The sequence below is a fragment of the Pseudomonas sp. NPDC087615 genome (assembly GCF_044743445.1).
Taxonomy (GTDB): domain Bacteria; phylum Pseudomonadota; class Gammaproteobacteria; order Pseudomonadales; family Pseudomonadaceae; genus Aquipseudomonas; species Aquipseudomonas baetica_A.
Genome location: NZ_JBIUWM010000041.1, coordinates 27,622 through 50,645, shown reverse-complemented (window position 1 = coordinate 50,645; position 23,024 = coordinate 27,622). Strand labels below are relative to the sequence as shown.

At 59.2% G+C, this 23,024-nt stretch carries 19 protein-coding genes and 1 pseudogene; 7 read left to right on the top strand and 13 right to left on the bottom strand.

Features of this window, described 5'->3' with window-relative positions:
- The first annotated feature begins 97 nt into the window (after positions 1–97).
- The gene (gene tsaD / locus ACIOU6_RS19700; RefSeq protein ID WP_401138675.1) at positions 98–1,123 is read left to right on the top strand and encodes a tRNA (adenosine(37)-N6)-threonylcarbamoyltransferase complex transferase subunit TsaD; all 1,026 of its coding nucleotides are present in this window, start codon (positions 98–100) and stop codon (positions 1,121–1,123) included.
- A gap of 23 nt (positions 1,124–1,146) precedes the next feature.
- Here tsaD and plsY read toward each other — a convergent pair whose 3' ends face one another.
- A complete protein-coding gene (gene plsY, locus ACIOU6_RS19695) occupies positions 1,147–1,716 on the bottom strand; it encodes a glycerol-3-phosphate 1-O-acyltransferase PlsY (RefSeq protein ID WP_221731109.1) in 570 nt (189 codons plus the stop codon).
- A 74-nt stretch (positions 1,717–1,790) separates the two neighbouring features.
- On the opposite strand from plsY, the pseudogene folB reads away from it, so the two are divergent.
- A pseudogene (gene folB, locus ACIOU6_RS19690) lies at positions 1,791–2,146 on the top strand (dihydroneopterin aldolase).
- Positions 2,137–2,655: a 2-amino-4-hydroxy-6-hydroxymethyldihydropteridine diphosphokinase gene (gene folK / locus ACIOU6_RS19685; protein WP_401138674.1), complete on the top strand. Its 519-nt coding sequence runs from the start codon at positions 2,137–2,139 to the stop codon at positions 2,653–2,655. Before folB ends, folK begins: the two are co-directional and overlap by 10 nt.
- Positions 2,656–2,738: 83 nt before the next feature.
- Here the strand turns inward: folK and ACIOU6_RS19680 are convergent, their stop codons facing one another.
- From ACIOU6_RS19680 to ACIOU6_RS19630, 11 genes are all read right to left on the bottom strand, one after another.
- On the bottom strand, positions 2,739–3,968 hold the full coding sequence (locus ACIOU6_RS19680; protein ID WP_401138673.1) for a multifunctional CCA addition/repair protein: 1,230 nt from the start codon (positions 3,966–3,968) through the stop codon (positions 2,739–2,741).
- A gap of 63 nt (positions 3,969–4,031) precedes the next feature.
- Positions 4,032–5,594, bottom strand: coding sequence for a SpoVR family protein (locus ACIOU6_RS19675; RefSeq protein WP_221731106.1), 1,563 nt, complete (start codon positions 5,592–5,594; stop codon positions 4,032–4,034).
- Complete coding sequence (locus ACIOU6_RS19670; protein ID WP_221731105.1) at positions 5,591–6,862, bottom strand: YeaH/YhbH family protein; 1,272 nt, start codon at positions 6,860–6,862, stop codon at positions 5,591–5,593. The genes ACIOU6_RS19675 and ACIOU6_RS19670 overlap by 4 nt, the downstream gene beginning before the upstream one ends.
- Positions 6,863–6,983: 121 nt before the next feature.
- Positions 6,984–8,906 carry a PrkA family serine protein kinase gene (locus tag ACIOU6_RS19665; RefSeq protein WP_221731104.1) on the bottom strand — a complete coding sequence of 641 codons (1,923 nt, stop codon included), beginning with the start codon at positions 8,904–8,906 and terminating at the stop codon, positions 6,984–6,986.
- 294 nt (positions 8,907–9,200) lie between these two features.
- Positions 9,201–9,530: a thiosulfate sulfurtransferase GlpE gene (glpE, locus tag ACIOU6_RS19660; RefSeq protein WP_221731103.1), complete on the bottom strand. Its 330-nt coding sequence runs from the start codon at positions 9,528–9,530 to the stop codon at positions 9,201–9,203.
- A 33-nt stretch (positions 9,531–9,563) separates the two neighbouring features.
- Positions 9,564–10,445: a symmetrical bis(5'-nucleosyl)-tetraphosphatase gene (locus ACIOU6_RS19655; RefSeq protein ID WP_401138672.1), complete on the bottom strand. Its 882-nt coding sequence runs from the start codon at positions 10,443–10,445 to the stop codon at positions 9,564–9,566.
- Positions 10,445–10,825, bottom strand: coding sequence for a Co2+/Mg2+ efflux protein ApaG (apaG, locus tag ACIOU6_RS19650; protein WP_221731101.1), 381 nt, complete (start codon positions 10,823–10,825; stop codon positions 10,445–10,447). The genes ACIOU6_RS19655 and apaG overlap by 1 nt, the downstream gene beginning before the upstream one ends.
- 113 nt (positions 10,826–10,938) lie before the next feature.
- On the bottom strand, positions 10,939–11,757 hold the full coding sequence (rsmA, locus tag ACIOU6_RS19645) for a 16S rRNA (adenine(1518)-N(6)/adenine(1519)-N(6))-dimethyltransferase RsmA (protein ID WP_401138671.1): 819 nt from the start codon (positions 11,755–11,757) through the stop codon (positions 10,939–10,941).
- Entirely contained in the window at positions 11,754–12,743 is a 990-nt protein-coding gene (pdxA, locus tag ACIOU6_RS19640) for a 4-hydroxythreonine-4-phosphate dehydrogenase PdxA (protein ID WP_221731099.1), read from the bottom strand. Before pdxA ends, rsmA begins: the two co-directional genes overlap by 4 nt.
- Positions 12,740–14,056, bottom strand: a complete 1,317-nt coding sequence (surA, locus tag ACIOU6_RS19635) for a peptidylprolyl isomerase SurA (RefSeq protein WP_401138670.1) — start codon at positions 14,054–14,056, stop codon at positions 12,740–12,742. Before surA ends, pdxA begins: the two co-directional genes overlap by 4 nt.
- Positions 14,037–16,838 carry an LPS-assembly protein LptD gene (locus tag ACIOU6_RS19630; RefSeq protein WP_401138669.1) on the bottom strand — a complete coding sequence of 934 codons (2,802 nt, stop codon included), beginning with the start codon at positions 16,836–16,838 and terminating at the stop codon, positions 14,037–14,039. Before ACIOU6_RS19630 ends, surA begins: the two co-directional genes overlap by 20 nt.
- A 130-nt stretch (positions 16,839–16,968) precedes the next feature.
- Here ACIOU6_RS19630 and ACIOU6_RS19625 point away from each other — a divergent pair, with 130 nt between their 5' ends.
- From ACIOU6_RS19625 to ACIOU6_RS19615, 3 genes are read left to right on the top strand one after another with little or no spacing between them, the layout of a single operon-like run.
- Positions 16,969–17,988 (top strand): aminoglycoside phosphotransferase family protein, encoded by a 1,020-nt coding sequence (locus tag ACIOU6_RS19625; RefSeq protein WP_401138668.1) that lies wholly within the window; start codon positions 16,969–16,971, stop codon positions 17,986–17,988.
- Positions 17,985–18,656 carry an N-acetylmuramate alpha-1-phosphate uridylyltransferase MurU gene (gene murU, locus ACIOU6_RS19620; RefSeq protein ID WP_401138667.1) on the top strand — a complete coding sequence of 224 codons (672 nt, stop codon included), beginning with the start codon at positions 17,985–17,987 and terminating at the stop codon, positions 18,654–18,656. The genes ACIOU6_RS19625 and murU overlap by 4 nt, the downstream gene beginning before the upstream one ends.
- A 1-nt stretch (position 18,657) precedes the next feature.
- A complete protein-coding gene (locus ACIOU6_RS19615; RefSeq protein ID WP_401138666.1) occupies positions 18,658–19,425 on the top strand; it encodes a TerB family tellurite resistance protein in 768 nt (255 codons plus the stop codon).
- A 134-nt stretch (positions 19,426–19,559) separates the two neighbouring features.
- On the opposite strand, the gene ACIOU6_RS19610 is transcribed toward ACIOU6_RS19615, so the two are convergent.
- Positions 19,560–20,549 (bottom strand): alpha/beta hydrolase family protein, encoded by a 990-nt coding sequence (locus ACIOU6_RS19610; RefSeq protein ID WP_401138665.1) that lies wholly within the window; start codon positions 20,547–20,549, stop codon positions 19,560–19,562.
- A 73-nt stretch (positions 20,550–20,622) separates the two neighbouring features.
- Between ACIOU6_RS19610 and ACIOU6_RS19605 the strand changes: the two genes are divergently transcribed.
- A complete protein-coding gene (locus tag ACIOU6_RS19605; protein WP_401138664.1) occupies positions 20,623–23,019 on the top strand; it encodes a PAS domain S-box protein in 2,397 nt (798 codons plus the stop codon).
- The last annotated feature ends 5 nt before the right edge of the window (positions 23,020–23,024 follow it).

Genomic DNA, 23,024 nt, shown 5'->3' with positions numbered 1-23,024 from the left:
TGGAATGCAAAGCCTCTGATCGAAAACCGCTGGTCGGGGCATCACGCGGCGACTATTATGCGCGCCTTCGAATTCAGCCTAAACAAGGCGCAAACCCATGCTAGTACTGGGATTAGAAACCTCCTGCGACGAAACCGGCGTCGCATTATATGACAGTGAACGCGGCTTGCTGGCCGACGCATTGTTCAGTCAGATCGACTTGCATCGTGCCTATGGCGGTGTGGTACCTGAGCTGGCCTCGCGTGATCACGTCAAACGCATGCTGCCCTTGATTCGTCAGGTGTTGGCCGAGGCTGACTGCGTGCCCACCGAGATCGATGCGATCGCTTATACCGCGGGTCCTGGCCTGGTGGGTGCGCTACTGGTCGGCGCTTCTTGCGCACAAGCGCTGGCCTTTGCCTGGGGCATTCCGGCGCTGGGTGTGCACCACATGGAAGGCCATTTGCTGGCGCCGATGCTGGAGCCGAAACCGCCGCAATTCCCGTTCGTCGCTTTGTTGGTCTCCGGTGGTCATACGCAGCTGGTTCAGGTCGATGGCATTGGCCAATACAGCCTGCTCGGCGAGACCCTTGATGACGCCGCCGGCGAAGCTTTCGACAAAACCGCGAAAATGATGGGTCTCAATTACCCGGGCGGGCCGGAAATCGCCAAGCTGGCGGAGAAGGGCGTTGCAGGACGTTTTACCTTTCCGCGTCCGATGTGCGATCGCCCAGGGCTTGATTTCAGCTTCAGTGGTCTGAAAACCTTCGCCCTCAATACCTGGCAGCAATGCGTCAGCGTCGGGGACGACAACGAACAAGCCCGTTGCGACATCGCGCTGGCGTTCCAGCAGGCCGTGGTGGAGACTTTGACCATCAAGTGCAAGCGTGCCCTGAAACAGGCCGGCATGAAGCGTCTGGTCATCGCCGGTGGCGTCAGCGCCAACAAGGCATTGCGAGTTTCGCTGGAGAAAATGCTCGGCGATATGAGGGGCGATGTGTTTTACGCCCGTCCCGAGTTCTGCACCGACAATGGCGCGATGATCGCGTTTGCCGGTTGCCAGCGTTTACAGGCTGGTCAGCAGGAAAGCCTGGCTATCAGCGTGCAGGCGCGCTGGCCGATGGAGCAGTTGTCGGCGTTGTAATGAGCGTCGCTCATGAACGGTATTTAGAAATGCCGTTCGCGCCCGGCAAACAGGTCGCGTAGATTGCCGCGGTGGCGCCAGACGATGAGCAGTGTCAATGCGCTCATCGGCAACAGCGCCTCCGGTTCTTGCCAGGCAAGTAACGGCAGGGTCAGCGGTGTCGCAATCAGGGCTGCCAGCGAGCTGGTACGGGTCAGGTAGAACGTCAGCAGCCAGGCGCACACCGCCAGCAGGGCCGCGGGCGGATACAGGCCCAGCAGCATGCCGGCAGCGGTGGCGACACCTTTGCCGCCGCGAAAACGGAAATACAGCGGGAACAGGTGACCGATCACGGCACACACGCCGATCCAGGCCTGGTCTTGCAGCGATAGGCCTGCTACCGACGCGATCAGCACCGGCAGCAGGCCTTTGCACAGATCACCCAGCAGGGTCAGGATCGCCAGTTTGCGACCGGCCAGGCGCAGCATGTTGGTGGCGCCGGCATTACCCGAGCCACTCATTCGCGGATCCGGGTTTCCGGTCAGGCGGCTGAGCAAAATGGCGAAGGACAGCGAGCCGAGCAGGTAGGCGAGAGTCGCCAGTAACCAAAACATGCTAACTATTCCGGGCGAGGACGCCCTGATTCTAACGGCGCATTGCGCCCTTGTCGTGCAGCGGAGAAAAGTGCTTGGACAGAGTATTTATCGAGGCCTGGAAGTTGACACCGTCATCGGTGCCTACGACTGGGAGCGCGGCATCCGACAGTGCCTGCGTCTTGATCTGAGCTTCGCCTGGGACAATCGCCCGGCCGCCGCCGGTGACGACCTGACCCTGGCGCTCGACTACGCCAGCGTTTCCACGCGCATTCAGGCGTTTGCCGAGCAGGCGCAGTTCCAATTGGTCGAGACCTTTGCCGAGCGTCTGGTCGAAGTGCTTATGACTGAATTCAAGATCACTTGGGTGCGTCTGAAGCTGACCAAGCCTGGCGCTGTACCGGCCGCCAAAGGCGGAGTGGGCGTGGAGATCGAGCGCGGATGTCGCTGACTCAGGTCTATCTCGGGCTCGGTAGCAATATCGAGCGCGAAACCCATTTGCGCGCCGGTCTTGATGCGCTGGCCACGTTTCTGGTGGATATCCGCTGTTCGGCGGTGTTCGAGAGCCAGCCGGTGGGAATCAAGAGCGGGCCGTTCTTCAATTTCGTGGTCTCGGCGTTTACCGATTTGCCGTTGATGGAGCTGGATCGCCGGTTGAAATTCATTGAGGCCGATAACGGCCGTTATGCCCCGGATCGCAGGGGTTTGCCGCTGGATATCGACGTACTGCTGTACGGCGATCTGGCGGGCAATTTCGACGGGCTGGTGCTGCCCCGAACCGAAATCTTGAAAAATGCCTTCGTGTTGTGGCCGTTGTCGTTGATTGCCCCGGATCGCGTGCATCCGGGTGTGGGAAAAAGCTTCGCGACGTTGTGGGCTGAGGCACAGATTGATCAGGTGTTGGCGCCCGTGAGGTTTGAGTGGCGGGGTGAGCAATTGACCCCTTCAGTTCTGTGTTGACCTGACTGACACCTTCGCGAGCAAGTCAGCGCCCGCATTGGAGCGCATGTTCCCTGTGAGCGCTGGCTTGCTCGCGAAGCTTTTCAGCAGGCCGAAGCTTGCTTGTAAGCCTTCAAAGCCTTGAGCCGCTCGCGCTTGAGCGCCTCGCCCAGTTCCGGGCCCTTGAATCCCTTCTCGAGCAACGGTTGCACCGCCACACCTCGCGCCACCGTTGCGGCGCCACGCAGGTAATCGGCCTGTGGATAACTGCGCTGCTCCAGCCCTTTACGGCCTCGCGCATCCATCTCGCAGGCGGCAATGAACTCCTCAAAACGCTGCGGTCGGCGATACACGTCAAAACTCTGCAGTAACTCCAGCAATGTCGATGCTTTCAACTCCAGGGCGCGGTGGCCATGGGTGTGATACTGGCCAACCAGCAGGGCCAGTTCCTGGCAATCTTTCGGCGCCTTGAACCGCGCGTTGACGGCTTTGATCAACTTCAGCCCTTTGTGCTCGTGGGCAATGTGCCGCGGCCATTCTTCTTCAGGGGTCAGGCCTTTGCCGAGGTCGTGCAGCAGGCAGGCCCAGCGCACGGTCAGTGGTTGCTTGTGCAGCGCTGATTGCTCCAGCACGCTCAACGTGTGAATGCCGCTATCGATTTCCGGGTGATGAATTTCCGGTTGCGGTACGCCAAACAGCGCGTTGACTTCCGGCATCAGCACCTTCAAAGCGCCGCATTCGCGCAGCACCTCAATGAACACCTGTGGCTGATTTTCCATCAGTGCCCGGGAGATTTCTTTCCAGCTGCGTTCAGCCGTCAGCGCCTCCAGTTCGCCGGAATCGCTGAGCTGACTCATCAGCTCCAGGGTCTCGGGCGCAACGCTGAAACCCAGTTCGGCGTATCGGGCAGCGAAGCGTGCAACGCGCAGTACACGGAGTGGATCTTCGGCGAACGCCGGAGAAACGTGGCGCAGAACTCGAGCCTCCAGATCGCGCTGGCCATGGTAAGGATCGGTCAGATTTTGCTGATCGTCCTCGGCCATGGCGTTGATGGTCAGGTCACGGCGGATCAGGTCTTCTTCAAGTGTGACTTCGGGGCTGGCGTGAAAAGTAAAACCGCCGTAGCCACGACCGCTTTTGCGCTCAGTGCGGGCCAGGGCGTATTCCTCGCCGCTTTTTGGGTGAAGAAACACCGGGAAATCTGCGCCAACCGGGCGATAACCCTTGGCGAGCATTTCTTCCGTAGTAGCGCCAACGACCACCCAATCGACATCGGTGACCGGTTTGCCCAGCAAGCGATCACGTACTGCACCGCCAACCTTGAAAATCTGCATAAAAAACCTCCGTTAGCCCGACAGGATAACCCTTGCGTCGGACTTTCGGAGGCCGCTAGCGGATCAAAGATGAATGACGGCCAGGTCGAGTCGACCGTAATCCCCTTCGCTGTGTTCACTGCGTGGCGGTACGTGATGGGTTTTCATGATCTGGTCGCCTTGCAGGGTTTCCAGATGAATGTCGAAGCCCCACAAGCGATGCAAGTGCTTGAGCACCTCGTCAGTGGAGTCGCCCAGCGGTTTGCGATCGTGTTGCTGGTGGCGCAGGGTCAGCGAGCGGTCGCCGCGACGATCGATGCTGTATATCTGCACGTTCGGTTCACGATTGCCGAGGTTGTACTGCGCAGCCAGGGTTTCTCGAATGATCCGGTAACCGGTTTCGTCATGAATCGCCGGCACCAATAGATCGTCCTTTTGATCGTCATCGAGGATGCTGAACAGCTTGAGATCGCGGATCACCTTCGGTGACAGGTACTGAAGGATGAAGCTTTCGTCCTTGAAGCTGCTCATGGCGAACTTGATGGACGACAACCAATCAGTCCCGGCGATCTCAGGGAACCAGTGGCGGTCTTCTTCCGTGGGTTCTTCGCACATGCGGCGAATGTCACGGTACATGGCAAAGCCGAGTGCGTAGGGGTTGATGCCGTTGTAGTAGGGGCTGTCGAAGCCTGGCTGGAATACCACGCTGGTATGCGATGTGAGAAATTCCATCATGAAGCCATCGGTGACCAGGCCCTCGTCGTACAGGTCGTTCATCAATGTGTAGTGCCAGAACGTCGCCCAGCCCTCGTTCATTACCTGAGTCTGGCGTTGCGGATAGAAATACTGGGCGATCTTGCGCACGATCCGCACGATCTCTCGCTGCCACGGCTCCAGCAACGGCGCGTGTTTCTCGATGAAGTAGAGGATGTTTTCCTGCGGCTCGGCCGGGAAGCGGGCGTTATCCTTGTCGCTGTACTTGTCCGCGCCTTTTGGAATGGTGCGCCACAGATCGTTGATCTGCTTCTGCAGATGTTCTTCGCGATCCTTCTGCCGCCGGCGTTCTTCTTCGGCGGAAATCGGATAAGGGCGCTTGTAGCGGTCGACGCCGTAGTTCATCAGGGCGTGGCAGGAGTCGAGCAGGTCCTCCACCGCATCAATGCCGTGGCGTTCTTCACATTGCATGATGTACTGCTTGGCAAACACCAGATAATCGATGATTGAACTGGCGTCGGTCCAGGTGCGGAACAGGTAGTTGCCCTTGAAGAAGCTGTTGTGGCCATAGCAGGCGTGGGCCACCACCAGCGCCTGCATGCAAATGGTGTTTTCCTCCATCAGATAGGCGATGCACGGATCGGAATTGATGACGATCTCGTAGGCCAGCCCCATCTGCCCGCGGCTGTATGATTTTTCGGTGCTGAGAAAGTGTTTGCCGTAGGACCAGTGGTGGTAACCCAGCGGCATGCCGACCGAGGCGTACGCATCCATCATTTGCTCGGCGGTGATCACTTCGATCTGGTTGGGGTAGGTATCCAGCGCATAGCCGGCCGCGATACGGGCGATTTCGCGGTCGTAGGTCTGGATCAGCTCGAATGTCCATTCGGAGCCAGTGGAAATGGGTTGGCGCTTCTGCTCTTTGGCGGTCATGTCACTAACCTGCGCTGGAAGAGTTCACGGAAGACCGGATAGATATCCCCGGCCGAGACCAGTTGCTGTTGGGCAAATGTGTCAGAGAAGGCTTCGGCGATACGTTCGTATTCGTACCACAAGGCCTGATGTTCGCGCGGGGTGATTTCCACATAAGTGTAGTACTGCACAAACGGCATGATCTGGTTAATCAGGATGTCGCGGCAGATCGGCGAGTCGTCGTTCCAGTTATCGCCGTCGGAAGCCTGAGCTGCGTAGATGTTCCACTCGTTGCTCGGATAGCGCTCGGCCATGATCTCCTGCATCATTTTCAAGGCGCTGGAGACGATGGTGCCGCCGGTTTCCCGGGAGTAGAAAAACTCCTCTTCGTCGACTTCACGGGCGCTGGTGTGGTGGCGGATGAACACTACGTCGATCTTGTCGTAGTTTCGTTTCAAAAACAGATACAGCAGGATGAAAAAGCGCTTGGCGATATCCTTGGTCGCCTGGGTCATGGAGCCGGAAACGTCCATCAGGCAGAACATCACCGCTTTGGAGCTCGGATTCGGCTGCTTGACCAGCAAGTTGTATTTAAGGTCAAAGGTGTCGAGAAACGGCACGCGATGGATGCGCGCGCTGAGTTTCTCGATTTCTGTCTCGATTTCCTGAATATCGCCGAAGTTGTCTGGCTCTTCGCGCTTGAGGCGCGCCAGTTCTTCTTTGGCTTCACGCAGTTTTGCGCGGCTGCTGCCGGACAGGGCGATGCGCCGCGCATGAGCTGAGCGCAGGGTGCGGATGATGTTGATGCGTGAGGGATTACCTTCGTTACTGATCCCCGCGCGAACGGTCTTGAACGTGTCAGTACCGGTCAGATTACGTTTGACCAGGTTGGGCAGTTCGAGGTCTTCGAACATGAATTCGAGGAATTCTTCCTGAGTGATCTGGAAGACGAACTCGTCCATGCCCTCGCCAGAGTTGCCGGCCTTGCCCGGTCCACGTCCGCCGCCGCCTCCCGGTGGGCGAGCGATGTGTTCGCCGGCGGTGAATTCCTTGTTGCCGGGATGAACAACCGTCTGCTTGCCGCCGCGACCATGGTGAAGTACCGGTTCATCGATGTCGCGACCGGGAATGCTGATCTGCTCGCCGTGCTCCATATCGGTAATGGAGCGCCGGCTGACCGCCTCTTCGACAGCCTTCTTGATGTGGTCACGGTAACGTCGCAGAAAGCGCTGACGGTTCACCGTGCTCTTGTTCTTGCCATTGAGACGTCGGTCGATTACATAGCTCATAGGCCCCTCCGGGGAGCTTGAAGTCGTAAGCCTCAAGCTGCAAGCGATGCGCCGTCAGTTCCCGATATCGGGGCTCACCCGCTTTTCTCTTGCAGCTTGCAGCTAGAAGCTTGCAACTGCTTCACTGCGACTTCCGGACCCGTAGGTACCATTCGGAAAGTAGCCGTACCTGTTTGTCGGTGTAGCCACGTTCGACCATTCGTGTAACGAAGTCGTTGTGCTTTTGTTGATCCTCCTTGCTGGCCTTGGCGTTGAAGCTGATGACCGGCAGCAGGTCTTCGGTGTTCGAGAACATTTTCTTCTCGATGACCACCCGCAGTTTTTCGTAGCTAAGCCAGGTCGGGTTCTTGCCGTTGTTGTTGGCCCGTGCGCGCAGTACGAAGTTGACGATCTCGTTGCGGAAATCCTTCGGATTGCTGATGCCGGCCGGTTTTTCGATTTTCTCCAGTTCTTCGTTCAGGGCCACGCGGTTGAGAATCTCGCCGGTCTCCGGATCGCGGTATTCCTGATCCTGAATCCAGAAGTCTGCGTACAGCACGTAGCGGTCGAAAATGTTCTGGCCATACTCGCTGTAGGATTCCAGGTACGCGGTCTGAATCTCCTTGCCGATGAATTCGATGTAGCGCGGTGCCAGGTATTCCTTCAGGTAGCGCAGATAGCGCTCGCGCGTCTCGGCCTGGAACTGCTCCTGTTCGATCTGCTGTTCCAGCACATAGAGCAGGTGCACCGGGTTGGCGGCGATTTCATGCGGATCGAAGTTGAAGACTTTCGACAGGATCTTGAACGCGAAGCGGGTCGACAGGCCGTTCATCCCCTCATCGACGCCGGCCGAGTCGCGGTACTCCTGAATCGATTTGGCTTTTGGGTCGGTGTCCTTGAGGTTTTCGCCGTCGTAAACGCGCATCTTCGAATAGATGTTGGAGTTTTCCGGCTCCTTGAGGCGTGACAGCACGGTGAACTGCGCCAGCATCTTCAGGGTGTCGGGCGCGCAGTGGGCCTTGGCCAGCGAGCTGTTGAACAGCAGCTTGTCGTAGATTTTTACTTCATCGCTGACTCGCAGGCAGTACGGCACCTTGACGATGTAGATCCGGTCGATGAACGCCTCGTTGTTCTTGTTGTTGCGGAAGGTATGCCATTCCGACTCGTTGGAGTGGGCGAGCAGAATCCCGGTGAACGGAATCGCGCCCAGACCTTCGGTACTGTTGTAGTTGCCTTCCTGTGTGGCGGTCAGCAACGGGTGGAGCACCTTGATTGGTGCCTTGAACATTTCGACGAATTCCATCAGGCCCTGGTTGGCCCGGCACAGCGCACCGGAATAGCTGTAGGCGTCGGCGTCGTTCTGTGGGTATTCCTCGAGTTTACGGATGTCGACCTTGCCGACCAGCGCGGAAATGTCCTGGTTGTTCTCGTCACCCGGTTCGGTTTTGGCCACGGCGATCTGGTTCAGGATCGACGGGTACAGCTTGACCACGCGGAACTGGCTGATGTCGCCGCCGAATTCGGCCAGGCGTTTGGTCGCCCATGGCGACATGATGGTGTTCAGGTAGCGACGAGGGATGCCGAAGTCCTCTTCGAGGATCGCGCCATCTTCGGTGGCGTTGAACAGGCCCAGCGGAGACTCGAATACCGGCGAGCCCTTGATCGCATAGAAGGGTACTTTTTCCATCAACTGTTTCAGCTTCTCGGCCAGGGACGATTTACCGCCACCGACTGGGCCGAGCAGATAGAGGATCTGTTTCTTCTCTTCCAGGCCTTGGGCGGCATGGCGGAAATACGAGACGATCTGGTCGATGCATTCTTCCATCCCGTGGAAGTCTTCAAAGGCCGGATAGCGACGGATTACCTTGTTGGAGAAGATGCGTGACAGCCTCGAATTGGTCGAGGTGTCGAGCAGTTCCGGTTCGCCAATAGCCATTAACAGGCGCTCGGCGGCGGAAACATAGGTGCTGCGATCCGTTTTGCACAGCTCCAGGTACTCCTGCAGCGAGAGTTCTTCCTGGCGTGTGGACTCGAAGCGTTGTTGGAAGTGGCTAAAGATACTCATGACGTCACCTCGCTCGATACGTGGAGCCGACGCCGGATCACTCAGTCGATGCTGGCAAGCGGCCGTCGTGGCTGCTTGTTTACCCCCCAGAACACTTTCGCGGTCGACAACCTTGAAAGTCACTCCCGATGACCCGTGCGCCGGTGTACCGGCTCTCCCCTGTTTTGGATGGCCTGGGCTTAAGGATAGTTGGGAATTCGGGAGGTAAAGGCGAGATACGTAATTATGTGTGGCAGACCGTTCGTCTGCCCCGCGCGGGCCCGCGGCAGCCGGGGCTCGCGCCTGACAAAAAAATTACTGCGCGGTGCTTTGAGCGGTTTCTGCAGGATAAGTCGTACGCCATAGCTCGAATCCGCCGTCCATGCTGTAGACGTCGGAGAAGCCCTGGCTGATCAGGTACGCTGCTGCGCTCTGGCTGGAATTGCCGTGATAACAGACCACCACCAGCGGTGCGTCGAGGTCGGCGCTGCGGATGAAATCAGCGATGGAATGGTTGTCCACATGTTGGGAGCCGGCAATGTGCAGCGCGGCGTAGGTTTGCGGGTCGCGGACATCGATCACGACGGCGCCTTTCTCGCGCAGGGCCTGGGCCTGTTCTGGGGGGATTCGTTTGAATTCGCTCATGGCGGGTTCCTGTAGCTCGGCTGAATACGCAGTCTAGCGTGGTGTGCTGACTGGCGAGGTGTCGGGGGTAAGTGGTGCGACTGACGGCAGGACGCCGCCGTGTTCGTCGCATTTGCATGACAGGCGTTCACCGCTGTCGACGTTCATCAGGGTCAGGCTGCCACCCCACACGCAACCGGTGTCGAGCGCTGCGATGCCCGGTTCGCTGACCTGGCCTTCGAGGGCGGCCCAGTGACCGAAGATGATCCGCAAGCCGCGGGTCTTGCGCTCCTTGTGCAGGAACCACGGTTTATAGCCCGGCGGTGCGGTATCGAGGCCTTCCTTGCTCTTGAGGTCAAGTTTGCCTTCGGCGGTGCAGAAACGCATGCGGGTGAAATAGTTGGTGATCACGCGCAGGCGAGGCACGCCTTGCAGGTCGCTGTCCCATTTTGCCGGCTCGTTGCCGTACATGCCGTCGAGATAAAGCGGCAGCAGATTATCGTCACGCAGCGCCGCTTCGGCTTCGGCGGCCAGCTTCAAGGCTTTGCGCAGCGACCACTGCGGCGGTATGCCGGCGTGCACCATGGCGACGTCACGTTGTTCGTCGTAGTGCATGAGCTTTTGCTGGCGCAGCCACTCAAGCAAGTCGGCAGCGTCGGGTGCGTCGAGAATCTCGCGCAGGGTATCGGATTTCTTCAGGCGTTCGATGTTTTTCGCGGCGGCCAGCAGGTGCAGGTCATGATTGCCGAGCACACAGACCAGTGACTCGCGCATGCCATATAGAAATCGCAGGGTTTGCAGCGACTGTGGGCCGCGGTTGACCAGGTCACCTGCCAGCCACAGCCGATCGATCGCCGGATCGAACGCGACCTGCTTGAGCAGGCACTTGAGCGGTTCGAGGCAGCCCTGCAGGTCGCCGACGGCATACGTCGCCATCAGTGCAGCGCTCCGGGAACGGCGAGACGAAAGGGTTTGATGATCGCGTCGAAATGCTTGCCGTCGTCGGCGACCATTTCGTAGGTGCCTTGCATGGTGCCAACCTTGGTGGTCATTACCGTGCCGCTGCTGTAAGTGTGGCTTTCGCCTGCATCGATCAGTGGTTGCTGACCCACGACACCTGCTCCGCGCACTTCTTCGACGTGTCCGTCTCCGTCGGTGATGACCCAGTGTCGCGACATCAGTCGCGCAGGCTTGTCGCCGTTGTTCTGTACGGTGATGGTGTAGGCGAAGGCAAAGCGGTCGTGCTCGGGTTGCGATTGGTCTGCCAGATAGTGGGTAACCACGCTGACATCGACCTGGTAACGGGAATCGGACATGCAAAAGGCCTTAAACGAAGCGGAACGCGGGGCGTAGCTGATGGGGAATCAGTCTATGCAAGTATCGGGCAGTAAACCAGAGTGGCGTCCTGCCCGATAGCGTTCATCACTTGTCAGTCGGCGGCGGGCGTCTCTGGGACTTGCTCGCTGAGCTTGTCGGCCAGGCGCACGAAGGCGGCCAGATCCAGTTGCTCGGGGCGCAGGCTGCCATCGACACCGGCGGCTTCGATCTCGGCAGACGTCATCAATTGCTTGAGCGTGTTGCGCAGGGTCTTGCGGCGCTGGTTGAAGGCTTCGCGCACAACGCGCTCCAGCAGGCGATGATCCTTGGCCGGGTGCGGCAGTACCGCGTGCGGGACCAGACGGACGATAGCCGAGTCGACTTTCGGCGGTGGGTTGAACGCTCCCGGGCCGACGTTGAACAGGTGTTCCACGCGGCAGTGGTACTGAACCATGATCGACAGGCGACCCCAATCACCGCCACCAGGACCCGCTGCCAGGCGCTCGACAACTTCCTTTTGCAGCATGAAGTGCATATCGCGAATGATGCCGGCGTTGCTCAGCAGGTGGAAAATCAGTGGCGTAGAGATGTTGTAAGGCAGGTTGCCGACTACGCGCAGGCTGTTCGGCGCGGCGTTGAGCGTATTGAAGTCGAACTTCAGCGCATCGCCTTGATGCAGGTTGAAGTTGCTCTTGCCGGCGAACTGCTGGTTGAGGATCGGGATCAGGTCCTTGTCCAGCTCCACGACGTCAAGTTGTGCGCCGGAGTTGAGCAGGCCGGCGGTCAGCGCGCCCTGGCCCGGGCCGATTTCCAGCAGGCGGTCTTCGGACTTGGCGCTGATGGAGCGCAGGATGCGGTCGATAACGCCGGCATCGTGCAGGAAGTTCTGGCCAAAGCGTTTGCGCGCCTTGTGTTGGAATTGCTCGGTCATAAACGGGTCTCGGCCATCTGGTAGGCGGTTTCCAGGGCGACTTGCAGGCTGCCGGTATCGATCTTGCCGCTGCCGGCCAGATCCAGGGCGGTGCCGTGGTCGACCGACGTGCGGATGATCGGCAGGCCGAGGGTCACGTTGACGGCGGCGCCGAAGCCTTTGTACTTCAGCACGGGCAAGCCCTGGTCGTGGTACATCGCCAGCACTGCGTCGCAGTGCTCCAGATATTTGGGGGTAAACAGAGTGTCGGCAGGCAGCGGGCCACGAAGGTCCATGCCCTCGCCGCGCAGGCGCTCTAATGTGGGTTCGATAATGTCGATTTCTTCATGGCCCAGGTGTCCGCCTTCACCGGCATGCGGGTTGAGCCCGCATACCAGGATGCGTGGTTGGGCGATGCCGAATTTGTCTTGCAGGTCGGCATGCAAAATCCGCGTGACCCGCTCCAGCCGTTGCGGCGTGATCGCGTCGGCAACCTCGCGCAGGGGCAGGTGCGTCGTGACCAGTGCCACACGCAAACCGCGAGTGGCGAGCATCATCACGACTTGTGCGGTATGGGTCAGGTCAGCGAGGAATTCGGTGTGCCCGGAAAACGCGATGCCCGATTCGTTGATCACGCCTTTGTGCACTGGCGCGGTGATCATCCCGGCGAAATCACCGTTCAGGCAGCCCTTGCCGGCGCGGGTCAGGGTTTCGAGGACGAAGGCTGCGTTGGCCTTGTCCAGTTGCCCGGTCACCACGGGGGCGCTGAGCGGCGTATCCCAGACGTAAAGGCTATTTTCAGGTGCGGGCGCATCCGGCCATTGACCGGGCGCAACATCCAGCAGATTGACGGCCAGCCCCAGTTGCGCGGCCCGCTCAAGGAGCAGGTCACGGCTGGTGATGGCAATCAGGGGGTGTGGCTGGGCTTGCGAGGCGAGCAGCAGGCACAGGTCGGGACCGATGCCGGCTGGTTCGCCGGGTGTCAGCGCGAAACGCTTGGGTTTCACTGCGCTGCCTGGTCTGCACCAGGAAGTTTGATCTCTACGTACGCTTCGTCACGGATCTGACGCAGCCAGGTTTGCAGCTCTTCGTCGTATTTGCGATTACGCAATACCGTCATGGCTTGCTGCTCGCGGGCTTGTTCAGTGCTGTCAGTGGCGCGACGGCCAAGGACTTCCAGAACGTGCCAGCCGTATTGGGTCTTGAATGGCTTGGACAGCTGACCTTGAGGGGTCTTGGCCATTACTTCGCGGAATTCCGGAACCAGTACGTTCGGGTCGATCCAGTTCAGGTCGCCGCCGTTGAGGGCCGAACCCGGGTCTTCGGAGTAGCTTTTCGCCAGGGTGGCGAAATCTTCACCGGCCAGAATCCGCTCGTACAGCGATTGAACCAAGGCCTTGGTCTTGGCTTCGTCGCGGATCGGGCTTGGCTTGACCAGGATGTGGCGCACATGCACTTCATCACGGGTTTGAGTCTCGCCACCACGCTTGGCCAGCAACTTCAGGATGATGAAACCACCTGGCGTGCGTGCAGGCTGAGTCACGTCGCCCACGGCCATGCTGCTCAACTCGCGATCAAACGGAGGTGGCAACTGCGCGGCTTTACGCCAGCCCATGTCGCCGCCCTCCAGGGCGTTGTCGCTGGCGGATTTGGCGACGGCCAATTGACCGAAGTCGGCGCCTTGCTTGAGCTGCTGGTAAATCTCCATGGCCTGACGCGCGGCATTCTGAATCGCTTCAGAGTTGGCGCTTTCCGGGGTCGGAATCAGGATGTTGGCCAGGTGCAGTTCTTCGGACAATTGCATCTTGCCCAGGTCGGAAGCGAGGAAGTTCTTCACTTCCTGTTCCGACACCTGAATGCGTTCTGCTACACGGCGCTGACGTACACGGCTGATGATCATTTCGCGACGGATCTGGTCACGGGCGTCGTCGTAAGACAGGCCGTCGTGAGCCAGAGCGGCACGGAATTGATCCACCGTCATGTTGTTGCGCTGGGCAATGGTGCCAACAGCCTGGTTCAGTTCTTCATCGGTAATGCGGATGCCGGAGCGTTCGCCGATCTGCAATTGCAGGTTCTCAACGATCAGGCGCTCAAGCACCTGTTGATCCAGTACGCCTGGGGGCGGCAAACCGCCCCCACGCTTGGCGATGGTCTGCTGAACTTCGTGGACACGCTGATCCAGTTGGCTCTGCATGACCACGTCGCTGTCGACGATCGCTACCACTTTATCGATGGGCTGTACTGCAGCATTCGCCGCAGTACCCAGGAACAGCGCGCCCAGCACAAGCGGGCGCAGACAATCAGAAAGCTTGGTCTTCACGTTCACGATAACCTTGAATGCCTTTGTCGAGGAAGCTCTCTACCTTGGCGCCAGTGAGGCCACCGAGTCCCTTCAGAACAATTTGGAGGAAGACGCCATGGTCGCCTTTTTCGTTTTGCGGTGCTTCCTGACTGAACTCGTCATAGGCAACCCAGTAACGGTTGATCAGGCGCAGTTTCCAGCAGCAGTTGTCGTACTCGAAACCACCGAAGGCTTCCAGGGTACGGTTACGGTTGTAGTCATACTGCCAGCGGCTGATGGCGTTCCACTGCGGCACGATCGGCCAGATCACCGAGAAGTCGTGCTGCTTGATTTTGTAGTAGTCCTTCACGTAGCCAGGCTGGCCTGGAGTGCCGTAGTCACCACCACCCACCGACCATTTACCGGTGTTCTGGTCGTAGCGAACCTGGTCATTGCGATAGCGATAGCCGGCGTTGATGACCTTGTTCGGGTTGTCTTCAGGCTGGTAGTGGAACATCGCACTGCCGGAACGTGGGCTGCGGCTGTCCGGATCCCAGTTGTAATCGGCCGTGGTGCGCCAATCACGGTTCCAGCGGTATTCGTATTCCAGTGCATATGGCGAAACGTTGGATTTCGCGTCATCACGGGTTTTTGCATCGATGCCCGGCAATTGGACTTCGCGATCCTTGAAGTACAGGGCCTGGCCGACGCTGATGCGTTGACGCTCGAAACCATTGTCTTCGATCCAGCGGCTGGTTACGCCCAGCGACAGCTTGTTCTCGTCGCCGACACGGTCGGAGCCGGAGAAACGGTTGTCACGGAATAGCGACGCGTAGTTGAAGGTGTATTCGCTGGTGTCGAACACCGGGATGTCCTTCTGATCTTCCTCAGGAACGTAGAGGTAGAACAGGCGCGGTTCCAGGGTCTGGCGGTAGTTCTTGCCAAAGAACGACGTGTTGCGGTCGAAGTACAGGCCGCTGTCGATGCTGGTGATTGGCACGCCGCGGTTCTGGTTGCTACCGAATTTACCGTAGAGGTTCTGATTTTCCGGCGACATTGCAGCAATCTGGGATTTACCAGTACCGTCCAGATCCAATTGATACTGGGTGTACTGATACTTGAGCGATGGCTTTAAGAAGCCATAGGTCCAGTTCATTGGCAGACTTACACCGGGCTTCAGATTCAGACGGTCGCCGTTTGCACGGGCCAGACCTTGAATGTTGTTGTCCAGTCGAGGCTCTGTCGTAACCCCGTCTTCCTGAGTGAACGTCCCGCTTTTCAGATCACGATCAAACCGAACAAGCTCGGTCTCGTAATCGAAATTCAAACCTTGCGGGTGATACGGCAGCTGACCATTGAAGGTGATCTGCGGCAAACGATCATACGGCGTGATGTTCGAAACGGTTGCCAACTGATACGCCTGAGCGTTCAACCGCGCGGTATAGCTGTCACCACGATAGGTAACCGCGCCCTGCTGATTCACGTAGTCGCCGGATTTCACACCAATCTGATCGGTTTGCAGATCCTGGAAGTAATAGGGATCGCTGATCTTGGTGTAGTCAACTTCAGTGAGCACGCGGGAGTCGAGACCGCCCTTGTGCTGCCAGTTGTACATGTATCGGGTTTTTTCGTAATCGGTCTGCTTGCTGCGTTCGGTGTCGTCATCGTTCAGGTACGCAGCGCCGAACTGGCCTTCGCTGGACTTGGTCAGATAACGGAACTCACCTTCCACCAACATGCCACGCTTGCTCATGTAGCGCGGATACAGCGTGGCGTCGTAGTTAGGCGCCAGGTTGAAGTAGTACGGCGTTACCAGCATGAAGCCAGTGTCGCTGCCGGTGCCGATGGTCGGCGGCAGGAAGCCCGACTGGCGACGGTCATCGATCGGGAAGTAGATGTACGGCGTGTACAGGATCGGAATGTCTTTTACGCGCAACGTCACGTTGGTCGCGGTACCGAAGCCGGTGGCCGGGTTCAGGGTGATGTTGTTGCCCTTGAGCTGCCAGGCGTTGCTGTTCGGTTCGCACGTGGTGTACGTGCCGTCCTTCAAGCGGATGATCGCGTTTTCGGCACGCTTGGCGTACAGCGCGTTACCGCGAATGCGCGATTTGTGCATCACGTATTCGGCGTTGTCGACCTTGGCTTCGCCAGTGTCGAGCTGCACATCGGCGTGGTCGCCGACGATCAGCGCGCCGTTGTCACGGATACGCACGTCGCCACTGAGCTCGGCGCGGCTCTCGGCCTGATACAGGCTGGCCTCGTCGGACTCGACCTGCATGCTGCCCTGACGCAGGACCACATCACCGGCCAGCGTACCGACTTGATCATCGGTGTTATAGCGAGAGGCTTTTGCGCCGATAAAGGTCGGAGCATCGCTCTTATTCGTCTTGTCATTCATGCCAGGACGAATCGGCTCGATATAAGCACCAGAGCAATATGGACCGGTCTCGGCCAATTGGGCGGCGGTGAGCTTCTCGCGCGGAACCCAGTCGAGGTGACTGAAGTCTTCGCTACGGGATTTCAAACCGCGGCCCTTGGCTTCGGTGACCAGCACGGGCTTGGCGCCAGTGTCGGTGGTCGAACCGTTCTGTGCCGGGGCTTCGCCGGTGGAGCTGACGGCACTGCCGTCATGCACCGGACGCGGCGGCAATGCAGCGGCCGGCGTCTTGGGCGAACAGTCCCAGGCACCCGTAGCCGATACAGAGCAGTCATACTGCTCGGCGGCGACAACGAATTGACTGGCCAGAGGTTGCATAGCCAGCAGACTGCCGGTTACCAACAACGGAAATTTTTTACGAAACGCGGGGGATTTCAATGCCATCTTATTAGTCCGGTCTTCCTGCGTGCCATCTGCCAGCGGTGTGGGCCGCACGCCTCTCGATGGTCTGAAAAAGATGCTGGATAATAAAGCATGACCCGCTTGACGGCTAGCGCCGTCGGAGACCCTTGCAATGCCTGACCAAGATGTACGCTTGCAACACCTGAAACTTTGGCTCGATGAGCAGTTGGCAAACCTTTTTACAGATCAGGGTTGGGGCGCCGTGCCCCCGGCCACGTTGACCGCGGCCAGTAGCGACGCGAGTTTTCGCCGTTACTTCCGTTGGGAGGGCGCGGGTCGCAGCTTCGTCGTCATGGACGCGCCACCGCCCCAGGAAAACTGCAAACCGTTCGTGGATATCGCCTTTTTGCTGGCGAAATCCGGAATAAATGTGCCGAAAATTTATGCAGAAGACCTCAAACGCGGATTTCTTTTGCTCAATGACCTGGGCAACAAGACCTATCTGGACGTGATCGACACTGAAAATGCCGACGCATTGTTCAACGATGCCCTGCAAGCATTACTGGCTTTTCAGCAGTTGCCGATGGTTGCGCCGTTGCCCAGTTATGACGTTGCTTTACTGCGCCGCGAGCTGGAACTGTTCCCTGAGTGGTACGTGAAGCGTGAACTCGGTGTCGAGTTCGATGCGACTCAGCAACAACAGTGGCAACGGGTCAGCGATCTGTTGATCAATAGCGCCCTGGCCCAGCCAAAAGTGCTGGTGCACCGCGACTACATGCCGCGCAATCTGATGCTCAGCGAGCCAAATCCCGGTGTGCTGGATTTCCAGGACGCGGTGTATGGCCCCGTGACCTACGACGTGACCTGTCTGTTCAAGGACGCCTTCCTCAGTTGGCCTGAAGAGCGCGTACGCGGATGGCTGGAACGTTACTGGCAGCAAGCCTCGGCGCTGAACATCCCGGTGCAGCCAAATCTTGATGACTTCCTGCGCGCCAGCGACCTGATGGGTGTGCAGCGTCACCTGAAAGTCATCGGCATCTTCGCGCGCATCTGCCATCGCGACGGCAAACCGCGTTATCTGGCCGATGTACCGCGCTTCTTCTCTTATATAGAGGCGGTGATCGCTCGTCGTCCTGAGCTGGCGGAACTGCAAGCGCTGTTCACCAGCCTGCGTGGTGGAGCGACGGCATGAAGGCAATGATTCTGGCGGCAGGCAAAGGTGAGCGCATGCGCCCGCTGACCCTGACCACGCCCAAACCGCTGGTGCGTGCCGGCGGCGTCCCGTTGATCGAATATCACCTGCGCGCCCTCGCGGCAGCCGGATTCAACGAGATCGTGATCAATCACGCCTGGCTCGGTCAGCAGATCGAGGATTACCTGGGCGATGGCTCGCAGTTTGGTGTGAGCATTCAGTACTCGCCGGAAGGTGAGCCGCTGGAAACCGGCGGCGGTATTTTCCGGGCGCTACCGTTGCTTGGTGACGACGCGTTTCTGGTGGTCAACGGTGACATCTGGACCGATTACGACTTCAGCGTGCTGCACCAACCGATCACCGGTTTGGCGCATCTGGTGCTGGCGGACAATCCGGCGCATCACCCGGCCGGTGATTTCTCACTGGTTGACGGACAAGTGATTGATGGCCAGGCGGACGCCGCGACGCTGACTTACAGCGGCATCGCCGTGCTCCATCCTCAATTGTTCGATGGTTGTGCGCACGGCGCCTTCAAACTGGCGCCGTTGTTGCGCGAAGCCATGTCTGAAGGCCAGGTCACTGGCGAGCGACTCAAGGGCCATTGGGTTGATGTCGGCACGCACGAGCGTCTGGCCGAAGCTAAAGCCTTGATAGAAGCGAGTCGCTGATATGTTGTGGCCAGGGACTCTGATTGGAGCCGGAGCGGGTTTTGCTATCGCCAGCATTCCGGGGGCCATGCTTGGGGCGTTGTTGGGGCAGGCGCTGGATCGGCGCCTGCACTTGCAGAGCTGGGGGCATCTGCGGGAAAAGCTCGGTGGTCGGTCGGTGTTGCGCAACGACGAATTGTTGTTTGTGTTGCTCGGGCGTCTGGCCAAGAGTGATGGCCGGGTCACTGACGGGCATATCCAGCAGGCGCGCAACGAGATGCGAGCGCTGGAAATGAGCGACCCGGCAATGCGTCGGGCGATTGCGGCGTTCAATCGCGGCAAGTCCGGTGGTGATCGTCTGCGTGGCTATCTGCGGCGTTTGAGTGCGCAGCCGCACGCGGCCGAAGGCGTGTTGCGTGCGTGTTGGCGGATGGTCTGGGCCGACGGTCGAGCTGGCGTCAGTGAGCGGGAGTTGCTGGCGCAGTGGGGTAAATGGCTGGGCTGGACGACGCATCAGGTGCAGGCGCTGGCCAGTGATTACGAGCCCGGCAAGCGGCCGATCGTCAGTGCAGCGGTGAGTTATCAGGAAGCGATGCGTCTGCTGGGTGTTTCGGTGTCCAGCGAGCCGGCGCAGATCAAACGGGCTTATCGACGTTTGCTCAGTCGTCATCATCCGGACAAGATTGCCGGCAGCGGTGCGACACCGGCACAGGTGCGTGAAGCGACCGAGAAAACCCGCGATTTGCACAACGCCTACACGTTGATTCGGGAACGGCGGGAATTTCGTTAGGCGCTAGATAGGTGTTGTCAGCACCGGCGTCTTCGCGCGCAGGCTCGCTCCCACATTCGATCGCGTTTCTTCAGTTGGAATGCAATCAAGTGTGGGAGCGGGCTTGCTCGCGAATGGGGCAACTCGGCGCTGGATCAGTCCGGGTTCTGCGGATTCAACCAACCACGCACCCGGCGGAACAACTGTTCCTGCTCAGCCTTGTTGTCCGGCAATGCCTTGAGTGCGACTTGGCTGAACACCGACGTTTTCAAGCGTTTGCTCGCCTGCATCCGCTCCAGCGCCGCATGGCGGTCCAGCGGTTTGTCCATGTAGAAAATATCAGCGGTCGGCAACTTCAGCATTGGCGTGAGTTCCGCCAGTGGCGGTTTGGCCTTGGTCGGAACCTGCGCGTCGACCATGACAAACCTCTCGACTTGCGCCGTTTGCTTCTCGCTCAAATAACGCGCTGCCCAGTAGGCACCCGTGCCGTGACCGAGCACCACGATACGGCGTGCGCTCTGCTGTTCGGCGTAGGCAATTGCCGCGTCAATGCGCGCGAAGATGCGTTCGGCATCCGCTTTGGCTTGTTCTTCCGTCGTTTCGGCCACCACCTGGTCTGCCACCTCCGCTTCACCGCCAGCCGCTTGTTCGATCGGTTGCGCAGTGGTGGCATCCTTGCTGCCACTTTCGGCGGCTTTGGGTGCCGCTGCGGCTTCGATCACGCGCGGTGCGATGACATCGCTTTGCAGGTCGGGCAGGGTGATGCTCAGGCTGCTCCATTCGACGTCCGGCAATTTTTGCCGTAACGGGCCGATTGCCTGAGGCCAGTCAGCCGTTTCGCCCGCGCCGGGGATGATAATCACCGCGCCTTTGGGTTCGGCGGTATTGGCCGGTTTCCACAGGGCAAGGAAGGTATCGCTGCCAGCCTGCAACTGTTGCTGTTCTTGCGTCGGGACTATACGTTCCAGTGCCGCCGCCTCTTCCTGACTACGCTCAAGCAGTGGCTGACGTTCGACGGGGTTTTCTTCTGCGGGTTGGGCCGAATTGGTGGCAGGCGCCGGATCGGCCGCTTCGACGGAAAACGCACAAGGCAGGATCAGCGACAGGCACAATGCTGGCATTGCCAGGCGGTAGACAGAGGGCATCGGTTATTCCAGGCCAGAAAGTATCCCGGCAGCCTAATGGGTTGGTCAGAATTTGTCAGTGTATGAGGCTTCAATGAAGCGATTTTGCTGCCTGTGGGTTATCGGCTGTTTGTGGTTTCCCTTGATGGGCTGGGCGGCGCCTGCGCCACCGGCACACGTTGCGCAATTGTCAGAGGGCCAGCAGCAATGGTTGGCGCAACACCATGAACTGCGTGTCGGTCTGGTGTTGCAGGCGCCCTTTGCGCAATACGACCGACGCCTGCAGCGCCTGTCCGGGGCCAACGTCGAGTTGATGAAGTGGTTGGCCCGCGCACTCAATATCGAATTGAGCTGGCGCAACTTTCAGGATCTGGCGCAATTGGAAACCGCTTTGCGCGAGGGCGAGATCGACATCGCCCCGGGCCTGACCCAGACGCCGAGTGCCCTGCGTCTGTGGAAGTTTTCCGATCCATACATGCGTGTCCCGCAACTGGTGGTCAGCGATCAAAAGTCCAGCGCAGCAGTGGATCTGGAAAAAATCGACAGCCAGACTCGCGTCGCCATCCGCATGCCGAGTGCCACCGCCGACTATCTGCGCAGCAACTATCCCCATCTGAATCTGCAAGGCGTGCCGCTGGAGCGTCAGGCGTTGCAATTGCTGCTGAGTCAGCAGGCGTCTTACGCGGTGGTTGATGAAGCGCAACTCGGTCGGTTGTCGGCCGAGCCCGAGTTCGCCGAACTGGTGGTGGTCGGTGATGTGGGCCTGCCGCAATTGTTGCGAGTCGCCTCACGTCGCGATTGGCCGGAACTGGCGGGCATTGTCCAGAGTGCCTTGAACGCAATCCCGGCCAAGGATCTGGAGCGCCTGCACAATCAATGGCTGCAACCCAAATACCCGCGACTGACGGAGTCGCCGGGGTTCTGGCAGAACCTCAGTCTGTTGTTCGCGGTGATGCTGCTCAGTTGCGCGGCGATTGTGTTCTGGCAGCGGCGCCAACAACAGAGCCTTGAGCAACGTCTGCTCGCCGCACGGGAAGACATCGCCCTGCGCGCAGCCAGCGAAGAGGCGTTGCGCCTGACGCAGTTTTCCATCGATCAAAGTACCGTCGGCATCCTTTGGGTCAACTGGGACAGTCATGTTCGCTATGCCAACCGCGCGGCGGAAAACATGCTCGGCTATCCGTCTGGCGCACTCATCGAACGACCGCTGATCGACTTCGAACCGGGTCTGCATATGGATCGCTGGCTCAGCCTGTGGAAGCGCGCGCGGACCAGTGAAGAAGGCCCGCTGAGCTTCGAAACCAGTTGCGTGCGCGCCGATGGCAGCATCCTGCCGGCTGACGTATCGCTGAGCTTTCTGCGTTTTCGCGAGAGTGAATATCTGGTGGTTTACCTCACCGATGTCACGGATCGCCGTCGCGCGTTGGCGGCGTTGCAGGAAAGTGAGGCAAGGCTGCAGGGTATCGCCGCCAATGTACCGGGGCTGGTGTTCCGTCTGGAGCGGGCGCCAGTGACCGGGCAGATCGACTTTGCCTATATCAGCGAGGGCAGCGAAAGTCTGGTTGGCTATGCGCCGGCGGCTATTGCACATCGCGACATGGGCCTGCGCAGTCTGGTGCACCCGGACGACAAGGCCGGTTATCACCGCACGCAGGATCACGCGCTGGATACCGACAGCGATTGGTCGTGGCAGGGGCGAATCCTCACGCGCCAGGGCGAGCAGCGTTGGGCCGAGATCAAGGCGATCACCCGTCAGTTGGAGGATGGCGCCTATGTCTGGGACGGCATCGTCTGGGACATCACCGAGAGCAAACGCATCGAACTGGAACTGGCGGCATCGCGTGAGCAACTGCGTGAACTGTCGGCGCACCTTGAAAGTGTCCGCGAAGAAGAGAAGGCGCGAATTGCTCGTGAGGTTCACGATGAATTGGGGCAGATGCTGACGGTGCTCAAACTCGAAACATCGATGTGCGAACTGGCTTACGCGCAACTGGACCCAGGGCTGAATGAGCGATTGAACAGCATGAAACGCCTGATCGCCCAATTGTTCCAGTTGGTGCGCGATGTGGCGACGGCGCTACGGCCGCCGATTCTGGATGCCGGGATCGCTTCGGCGATTGAATGGCAGGCCCGCCGATTCGAAGCGCGCACGCAAATTCCGTGTCTGGTGCAGGTGCCGGATAATCTGCCGGCGCTGAGCGATGCCAAGGCGATTGGCTTGTTCCGCATCCTGCAGGAAGCGTTGACCAACGTGATGCGTCATGCTCAGGCGCATACTGTGGAGCTGACGCTGGCGCTGGAAGGCGACGAATTGTGTCTGACGGTCAGCGATGATGGCGTAGGCTTTGTCGCCGCTACGGGCAGGATGACGTCGTTTGGTCTGGTCGGCATGCGTGAGCGGGTGCTGATCATGGGCGGGCGCTTGGTGCTTGAGAGTGAGCCGGGGGAGGGCACCAGTCTGAATGTATGGGTGCCGGTGGATGAGGTTTGACTGAA

Excerpts from the sequence above, each read along its gene's own strand:
- tsaD (WP_401138675.1), top strand. The coding sequence starts at position 98 with ATGCTAGTACTGGGATTAGAAACCTCCTGCGACGAAACCGGCGTCGCA.
- plsY (WP_221731109.1), bottom strand. The coding sequence starts at position 1,716 with ATGTTTTGGTTACTGGCGACTCTCGCCTACCTGCTCGGCTCGCTGTCC.
- folK (WP_401138674.1), top strand. The coding sequence starts at position 2,137 with ATGTCGCTGACTCAGGTCTATCTCGGGCTCGGTAGCAATATCGAGCGC.
- ACIOU6_RS19680 (WP_401138673.1), bottom strand. The coding sequence starts at position 3,968 with ATGCAGATTTTCAAGGTTGGCGGTGCAGTACGTGATCGCTTGCTGGGC.
- ACIOU6_RS19675 (WP_221731106.1), bottom strand. The coding sequence starts at position 5,594 with ATGACCGCCAAAGAGCAGAAGCGCCAACCCATTTCCACTGGCTCCGAA.
- ACIOU6_RS19670 (WP_221731105.1), bottom strand. The coding sequence starts at position 6,862 with ATGAGCTATGTAATCGACCGACGTCTCAATGGCAAGAACAAGAGCACG.
- ACIOU6_RS19665 (WP_221731104.1), bottom strand. The coding sequence starts at position 8,906 with ATGAGTATCTTTAGCCACTTCCAACAACGCTTCGAGTCCACACGCCAG.
- glpE (WP_221731103.1), bottom strand. The coding sequence starts at position 9,530 with ATGAGCGAATTCAAACGAATCCCCCCAGAACAGGCCCAGGCCCTGCGC.
- ACIOU6_RS19655 (WP_401138672.1), bottom strand. The coding sequence starts at position 10,445 with ATGGCGACGTATGCCGTCGGCGACCTGCAGGGCTGCCTCGAACCGCTC.
- apaG (WP_221731101.1), bottom strand. The coding sequence starts at position 10,825 with ATGTCCGATTCCCGTTACCAGGTCGATGTCAGCGTGGTTACCCACTAT.
- rsmA (WP_401138671.1), bottom strand. The coding sequence starts at position 11,757 with ATGACCGAGCAATTCCAACACAAGGCGCGCAAACGCTTTGGCCAGAAC.
- ACIOU6_RS19630 (WP_401138669.1), bottom strand. The coding sequence starts at position 16,838 with ATGGCATTGAAATCCCCCGCGTTTCGTAAAAAATTTCCGTTGTTGGTA.
- ACIOU6_RS19625 (WP_401138668.1), top strand. The coding sequence starts at position 16,969 with ATGCCTGACCAAGATGTACGCTTGCAACACCTGAAACTTTGGCTCGAT.
- murU (WP_401138667.1), top strand. The coding sequence starts at position 17,985 with ATGAAGGCAATGATTCTGGCGGCAGGCAAAGGTGAGCGCATGCGCCCG.
- ACIOU6_RS19615 (WP_401138666.1), top strand. The coding sequence starts at position 18,658 with ATGTTGTGGCCAGGGACTCTGATTGGAGCCGGAGCGGGTTTTGCTATC.
- ACIOU6_RS19610 (WP_401138665.1), bottom strand. The coding sequence starts at position 20,549 with ATGCCCTCTGTCTACCGCCTGGCAATGCCAGCATTGTGCCTGTCGCTG.
- ACIOU6_RS19605 (WP_401138664.1), top strand. The coding sequence starts at position 20,623 with ATGAAGCGATTTTGCTGCCTGTGGGTTATCGGCTGTTTGTGGTTTCCC.